Source organism: Mobilisporobacter senegalensis, from assembly GCF_003752155.1.
Classification (GTDB): domain Bacteria; phylum Bacillota; class Clostridia; order Lachnospirales; family Lachnospiraceae; genus Mobilisporobacter; species Mobilisporobacter senegalensis.
In genome coordinates this window covers 534,696-542,039 of sequence record NZ_RJVG01000002.1, presented here as the reverse complement: position 1 = coordinate 542,039, position 7,344 = coordinate 534,696, and the positions used below count along the sequence as shown (strand labels likewise).

Annotated in this window: 7 protein-coding genes; 1 reads left to right on the top strand and 6 read right to left on the bottom strand. The window is 33.6% G+C overall.

What is annotated here, in order from left to right; genetic code table 11:
* The 4 genes from EDD66_RS05290 to EDD66_RS05275 all read right to left on the bottom strand — a co-directional run.
* A partial coding sequence (locus EDD66_RS05290; RefSeq protein ID WP_123608510.1) for a transposase occupies positions 1 to 1,121 on the bottom strand: 1,121 nt, incomplete at its 3' end.
* A 101-nt stretch (positions 1,122 to 1,222) separates the two neighbouring features.
* Positions 1,223 to 1,489 (bottom strand): 30S ribosomal protein S15, encoded by a 267-nt coding sequence (gene rpsO / locus EDD66_RS05285; protein WP_123608509.1) that lies wholly within the window; start codon positions 1,487 to 1,489, stop codon positions 1,223 to 1,225.
* A gap of 139 nt (positions 1,490 to 1,628) precedes the next feature.
* The gene (locus EDD66_RS05280) at positions 1,629 to 2,759 is read right to left on the bottom strand and encodes a trans-sulfuration enzyme family protein (protein ID WP_123608508.1); all 1,131 of its coding nucleotides are present in this window, start codon (positions 2,757 to 2,759) and stop codon (positions 1,629 to 1,631) included.
* 130 nt (positions 2,760 to 2,889) lie between these two features.
* Positions 2,890 to 3,792 carry a LysR family transcriptional regulator gene (locus EDD66_RS05275; protein WP_123608507.1) on the bottom strand — a complete coding sequence of 301 codons (903 nt, stop codon included), beginning with the start codon at positions 3,790 to 3,792 and terminating at the stop codon, positions 2,890 to 2,892.
* 193 nt (positions 3,793 to 3,985) lie between these two features.
* Between EDD66_RS05275 and EDD66_RS05270 the strand changes: the two genes are divergently transcribed.
* Positions 3,986 to 4,912 carry a DMT family transporter gene (locus EDD66_RS05270; protein WP_123608506.1) on the top strand — a complete coding sequence of 309 codons (927 nt, stop codon included), beginning with the start codon at positions 3,986 to 3,988 and terminating at the stop codon, positions 4,910 to 4,912.
* Here the strand turns inward: EDD66_RS05270 and EDD66_RS05265 are convergent.
* Entirely contained in the window at positions 4,909 to 6,498 is a 1,590-nt protein-coding gene (locus EDD66_RS05265) for a putative ABC exporter domain-containing protein (RefSeq protein WP_123608505.1), read from the bottom strand. The two genes, EDD66_RS05270 and EDD66_RS05265, sit on opposite strands and share 4 nt — an antisense overlap.
* Complete coding sequence (locus EDD66_RS05260; protein ID WP_123608504.1) at positions 6,498 to 7,235, bottom strand: ABC transporter ATP-binding protein; 738 nt, start codon at positions 7,233 to 7,235, stop codon at positions 6,498 to 6,500. The genes EDD66_RS05265 and EDD66_RS05260 overlap by 1 nt, the downstream gene beginning before the upstream one ends.
* Positions 7,236 to 7,344 lie beyond the last annotated feature (109 nt).

Below are 7,344 nucleotides of genomic sequence, written 5' to 3'. Positions count from 1 at the left end.
TATTTTTCATTCTTTGTTTCTTTTTCAAACATGGTATATTTCATGAATTTCTCCATGCCATGTTCCTCGCAATAAAGATAATTATTATAGGAACCGTATCCAGCATCTGCAACAGGATATTTCGGATAATGACCATATGTTTCTTTAAATTTCTCCATTAATGGCACAAAGCACTCCATATCAGATGCATATGGTTTGGCATCAATGACCGCTATATATTCGTCACATATGGCTGCCTGCATGTTATAGGCTGGAAGAAGCTGGTCATTCCCCATATAATCACGCTTTACTCTCATAAAGGTTGCATCACGGTCTGTTTTCGCGTAACTGTTTCGACGATCCCCGCATATCCCGATGTGTTTTGCATAAGCTTTCAATCGTTCTAAATATCCTTGTAGTTCCTGATACTGCTTCTGTTGCAAGCTTTTCCTGTGCCCAATTCCTGATACAAACTTTGAAGTATCAAGCTTTGTTGCATGGCGGTAGTTTTCGAGTAGTGAGTCAACATAATCAATGGCGTAATCATCACGTTTTTCAAGCTTTAATCCCTGAAAATTAAGTATTTCGGAATTCATTGCATCTATTAGGAATGAAATTTTTTCGAATATCTTATCACGGTTTTTGATACATGACTTTTTCCATACCCAGGTATAACGATTTGCATTGGCCTCCATTTTAGTTCCATCGATATAGGTATGATTTAAGTCAACATGATCCGATTCAAAGATAAAACTGTTGATGTCGTTAAATATCTGCTCGATTGAAGTTGTAAGTTCATTGCGAATAAAGTTGCCGAATGTGGCAAATGACGGAGCTTTCATGCCATCAAGAAGATACATGTATCGGATGTCATTCCGACACAACTTTTCAATCGTTCTTAATGAACTGATTCCGTGTTCCATAAATGCAAACAGTATCACTTTAAGCAATTTCTGAACATCACATCTTGGGCGACCTGTTTTACAGTCCTTCTCTGTAAAATATGGTGTTAGGTCTATATGGTCCATCACATCACAAAAAGTGTACACTGGATCAGAAATATCAATTATTTTTTCTAAATCTAGTGGTAATTTTAACTGTCTTAGTGTAGAATTGATTTTAGATTTATTAGTTAATCGCATAACTAATTATATCAAAAAATCGCTGTAAGCTCTATGCCTACAGCGATTTTTCTTTTAGGGGAGTTTTTTTACAGCCCCTTTTTACGTAAAATATAAAGAAATTACTTTCTTAATCCTAAGCGTTCAATTAATGAACGATAGCCTTCGATATTGTTTTTCTTTAAATATTCAAGTAAGCCTCTTCTTTGACCAACCATTTTAAGAAGACCTCTTCTTGAATGATGATCTTTTTTATTCTCTTTTAAATGCTCTGTTAACTCAGTAATTCTCTCAGTTAATAAAGCGATTTGTACTTCTGGAGAACCTGTATCTTCAGGAGTTCTTCCATAAGCTTTGATAATTTCTTGTTTCTTTTCTTTACTAATCATAATAAATCCTCCTAGATTTTTATCACCAGATGCAAAGAGTAAGGTCGGAGTTGTCCTGTATCCTAGCATTGGTTTTATATTGTTACAAATTTCGTACTGATATATAATAACATACTACCGTTGAACTGTAAACATATTTTTATTTTAATGCAGTTTCTAAATCATAAATCAAATCTTCATAATCTTCGATTCCTACAGATAAACGCAGGAATTTTTCATTTATGCCCAGTTTTTCACGTTCCTCCTGTGGAACATCTGCATGAGTTTGCAACATTGGATAAGTAATTAAGGTTTCTACCCCTCCTAAACTTTCCGCATATAAAATTATTTGAACATTTTCTAATAATTTAACTGCTGTTTCTTCCAAATCCGTTTCAAATGAAATCATAGCTCCAAAACCTCTTCCCTGTTTTTTAGAAATATCAAAACCAGGATGAGTTTCCAAACCAATATAATTTACGTTTTTAATTTTAGGGTGCTTTGTTAACCATTCTGCTATCACTTTTGCATTCGCCTGCTGCTTCTCCATACGTATCGCCAGAGTTTTAATTCCTCTGATTAATAACCAGCTGTCAAAAGGAGACAAACAGGCACCCACTGTTTTATATATAAATCTTAACTTTTCAGACAGCTCTTCACTGTCTACAATAATAAAACCAGCCAAGGTATCATTATGACCACCAAGATATTTTGTCCCACTATGAATTACTATATTAGCTCCCAGATGAATTGGATTCATAAAATATGGAGTTAGAAAAGTGTTATCTACGATAACTAATATGTTGTTCTCTTTTCCAAGCTCTGATAATAATCCAATATCTGATACATGCATCATAGGATTACTAGGCGTTTCCACAAAAATTGCTTTTGTGTCCTTGGATATATGTTTTTTAACATTATCCACATTTGAAGTATCCACAAAATCAAATCTTAAACCATTTTTATTCGATATATTATTAAAAAAACGATAAGAGCCTCCATAGAGATCATCCGATGCAATAATATGATCCCCCGGTGAAAACATATCCATGACAGCTACAATAGCTGCCATTCCGGTGGAAAAAGCCATGGCATCATATCCATATTCCAGTTTTGTTATAATTGTTTCCAATTCTGTACGTGTTGGATTAGCTAGTCTTGAATAATCATATCCCGTACTTTTTCCAACTCCAAGATGGGAAAAAGTAGCCGATTGATAAATTGGCATACTAACCGCCCCATTTGAATGGTCTTTATTGCCACTATGAACACATAATGTATTTATATCCATAAGAATCACTCCTAAACTCCATTATTATTATGTAGTAATACAACTTTATCATACATAAAAGAAGAAGTATAACAGAAAAAACCGATTATCTTCAATCGGTTTTTTGAATATTTAAGAGTATTCCCTGCAATTAATTATTTATTAAATGAGTGAGTATATTAATGTATCTCTTGCCCTCTTTACTTAATTGTCTCCCTTTATGAGAAATCCAGCCGATAGTATAGATCTGGTCTAAATTAATGGGAATCGACGTTAATTCTTTTTTCTCCACATCTGACCCAATCACTCCGGAGCCGATAGTGTATCCATCTGTTTCCACCAAAAGATTTAATAAAGTTGCACGGTCATCCACTTTTATCTGCATGGTACTGTCTGTAAAATTATATACTTCTTCTGCAAATTGTATAGAACTATTTTTATCTTGTCCAAATGTAATATAAGGAAATATCTTCAACTCATCTATTAAGACGATCTCTCTTCCTGCTAACGGATGATTTTTACTTATAAAAATATGGGGCCTGGATTTTAAGAGAGGATGAAACTCTAAATTATTTAAAGCAAAATTCTGGTACATTACTTTTTCATTAAAATCATTAACATAAAGTATCCCTATCTCACTATCCATTGATTTCACATTTTCAATTACTTCATAGGTTTTTGTTTCTCTGAAACGATAATCATATTCGTTCTCCTGATTCTCTTTCATCAGCCTTGCAAAAGCTTCGGAAGCAAAATCATAATGCTGGCTTGATACGGAGAATCGATTTACATTTGATGTGTTTCCATGGTATCTGTTTTCAATTAAATCTGCCTGAGCAACAATCTGTTTTGCATATTCTAAAAACTCGGCACCCTCCACAGTAATACGGATTCCTTTTTTAGAACGCTCAAATATTGTAATTCCTAATTCTTTTTCAAGTTCTTTGATGGAAGCCGAAAGGCTCGACTGTGCCAAAAACAGATGATTGGCTGCCTCTCTAAAAGTTCCGTATTCAGAAGTTGCTATCGTATATTTACATTGTTGTATGGTCATCTAACCTTTATGCCTCCTAAAATCAATTCTCTTCATTTATCTGATGACTAAGTTTAACTTTATCATAGAGTCAATAGATGGATATGTCAACACCAACATCTGATGAAAACCGTTTGTATACACGATTTACTATTGATTTATTTCATAATTCGTTTTATAGTTATGATTATGTGATTTAAAGAAGGAGTTTAAGATGAAAGTTAAAAATAAAAATTTATTTTATAGTTTCTTATTATTATTTACTGCTATTATCTGGGGATTAGGCTTTATTGTAGTAAAGAATTCCCTTGATTATATGACATTTCTTTACCTGTTGGCATTTCGTTTTTCCATTGGTGCTTTAGGAATGTGTTTCATTTTTCATAAAAAGCTTCGAAAGATCCGTATTGAAAATATAAAAAGCGGTTTGCTCTTAGGTGGTTTTTTATTCATTGCATTTACATTGCAAATCAAAGCACTGGAATACACCACTGTAGGTAAGAATGCTTTTTTAACTGCAGCCTACGTTGTCTTAGTTCCACTTCTGGACTGGGCAATCAAAAAAATTCGCCCTGGTATTAGCAGCTTTATGGCAACCATACCATGCATTACAGGAATTGGACTATTATCCTTAGACAGCAGCCTTTCCATGAACCTGGGAGACCTTCTTACCTTAATGTGCGCAATCTTTTATGCCCTTCACATGGTTGTTTCAGATATTTACATGAAAAAAGGTCAAGATCCGGTCATATTGAATATTATGCAGATTATTTCTGCAGGAATATTTTCCTGGATTTTTGCTGTTATTTTTGAACCTTTCCCTATCATGGGATTTCAGGCCAGTTCCATCCAGGGGATTTTATATCTGGGGATTGGATGTACTATGTTAGCCTTCCTATTCCAGATGATCGGCCAATCCCATACCTCACCATCCACTTCCTCTTTACTGCTTTCCACAGAATCATTATTCGGAGTTCTGTTTTCTGTGATCTTATTGGGTGAAACAATTAATGGAAGGATGATTTTAGGATTTGGATTGATTTTTCTTGCAATTATAATATCTGATATTGGTATTGATTTTAAGAAGCTGCGTTTCATTCGATTGGGAAATGCCAAAGATTTTGAATCCAATGAAACTTAAATGGGCTTATCTGAAAGTTCTGTCTGATCTAATAAGTTGCCACAGATTAAGAAAGCAACTCCACTGATAAATAAGCACCACAAAGTATATGGCAATGTACCTAAGAACAGAAAGCTTTCTGGAAGCAATGAAACAGCCACAATGCTGGCAATGATCCCTGGGGATATGATTAACATTAATAAGCCCATTCCAAACATAAATAACACTACTTTATTTAGCTGCCCGCCTAAAAATCTTTGGGAAAGAATTGTAAAACTAATGAATAGCATTGCTGAACTTCCATAAGCCAATGCAAAAAATATATTTAATAATGGTGAAGTTCCGGTAATCAGACCTACTACTCCAAATATAATCAATCCGTCAATATAAGGTTTGATTATATTGGTTAAAGATGCTGCAAGTAATTTTTTAATAGATTTATCCGGTATCATGTATATAAAAGGCTTTGTTAATTCAATGGTTAATTTCCCCATTATAGTAAAGAAAAATAAAATATACACTAAAGTTCCAAGAATAATATATCCAACAAAATCTGTATTTACAAAATAACTTAAGGCTCCGGCCCCAAGGGTTACCATTATGGTATAACTGTCCACAAATATTAATCTGCTGGATCTCTTTGCTTCAAGCAGGTGTTTATAAAAAAGAACATTAGCACCATTTCCTTTTTGAATTCCCAATTCATTCTTACGTAATTTTATCTTTTTCTTAGTTTTAGTAATTTTACCTTCTTTTGCCGCCTGCAGCTTATTATAATTGATTTCTGTTGAAAGTAATACATCTTCATAGTAATCCGCCTCTCCCGCAGTAATCATTAAAATTATAAGTATACTTGCAAGAATAAATAACCCTAATCCGATGATCAAGAACAATAAATCTTTCTCTATATACGCCTTGATGAACATAGCAGCCCACCCTGCAAGAGGTACCATTTGAAATAATTTAGAGTCTGCTGTATCTAAAAGGCTTTCTAAAATATCTCCATTTAGCCGATAGTTTTGATATACAAAAAATGCGATTCCAATAAAAATAAGATATACTATACTTCTTATTATTGTTTTCTTCTTAGAATTTCCATTGGTATATACATATACGGCAATAGATAACAATTGTCCGAAAAAGATCATGATGCCATATATGAAGAATATAAATAACATTCCTGTTCCGCTAATATTAAAACTTTTTTTAAGGTTTACATATTGAAAGAGAATAAAAATGGAAGTTAAAAAAGTAGTGCCAAGTTGCTTTATTAATCCATAAATCAATATGCGTATGGGGGAAACAGGGGAAACAAATAACAAACTTACATCCGACATAGTGAATAAAGTTCCACCTGTGGATAATCCCGTATTAACAAAGGTATATCCAAAGATTAATCCAATTCCTGCGACAACCCCATATAAGATTCTGATGTCAGCCAAATTCGGTAATGTTGTAGTATCTGCCGGCATAAAGGTTGAAGCTATCAACATTCCAATGATACTGAGAGCACATAAGATATAGATTACCAATATAGCCGGCTTTTTCTTAAGAGATAGCAATCTATTCTTCATAATGGTCAATAATAGATAAATTAATCCTCTCATTATGCATTCACACCTGCCTCTTTTGAATCTGTAGGATTCTTGGATTTTTCAGTAATACTAAAGAATAATTCTTCCAGGTTTTCTCCTGTGGATTCAATTTCTGCTCTGGTTCTATAAGCTACAATCTTTCCTTGCATCATAATATTAGTACTGTCCCAAAATTCAGCTACACTATCTAACATATGAGTGCTTAGTAAAATTGCAGTTCCTTCATTTCGGTATTCTATAATGAGGTTTTTTAATTCTTTAATTGCATGAGGATCGAGACCAACCAATGGTTCATCAAATAAAAGTACTTTGGGATTTGGCAGCAGTCCACAGCACAAACTGACTTTTTGCTGCATACCTTTCGATAATTCACTTCCAAGTTTATTTTTTTTATCATCCAGTTCCAATCGTTCAAACAATTGATTTGCCCTGGATTCCCAGTCTTTTAATTTATATGCTCTCCCAATAAACTCCATATGTTCCCAGATCGTTAACATATCATATAGGGCCGGCATCTCTGGTATATACCCCAGATACTGTTTTGCCAGTATACTTTTGTTCTTTTGACCACATATTAATATCTCTCCTTGATGTTTTAACAATCCAGCGATACATTTTATTAAAGTAGATTTTCCTGCTCCATTAGGTCCAAGTAAGATAGAAACTTCTCCGGGTTTCACTTCCAGATTTACTCCGTCATTGGCCAGAAATGTTCCATATCTTTTTGTTAAGTTATTAATCGTAATCATATTTATATCTCCCCGCTTATTTAGAATTCATATTAATATTAAAATACCAGTAATTATATGTTGACCAGTTGCTTCTTATTATAAACTTAATAGATTCAATGTCAATATA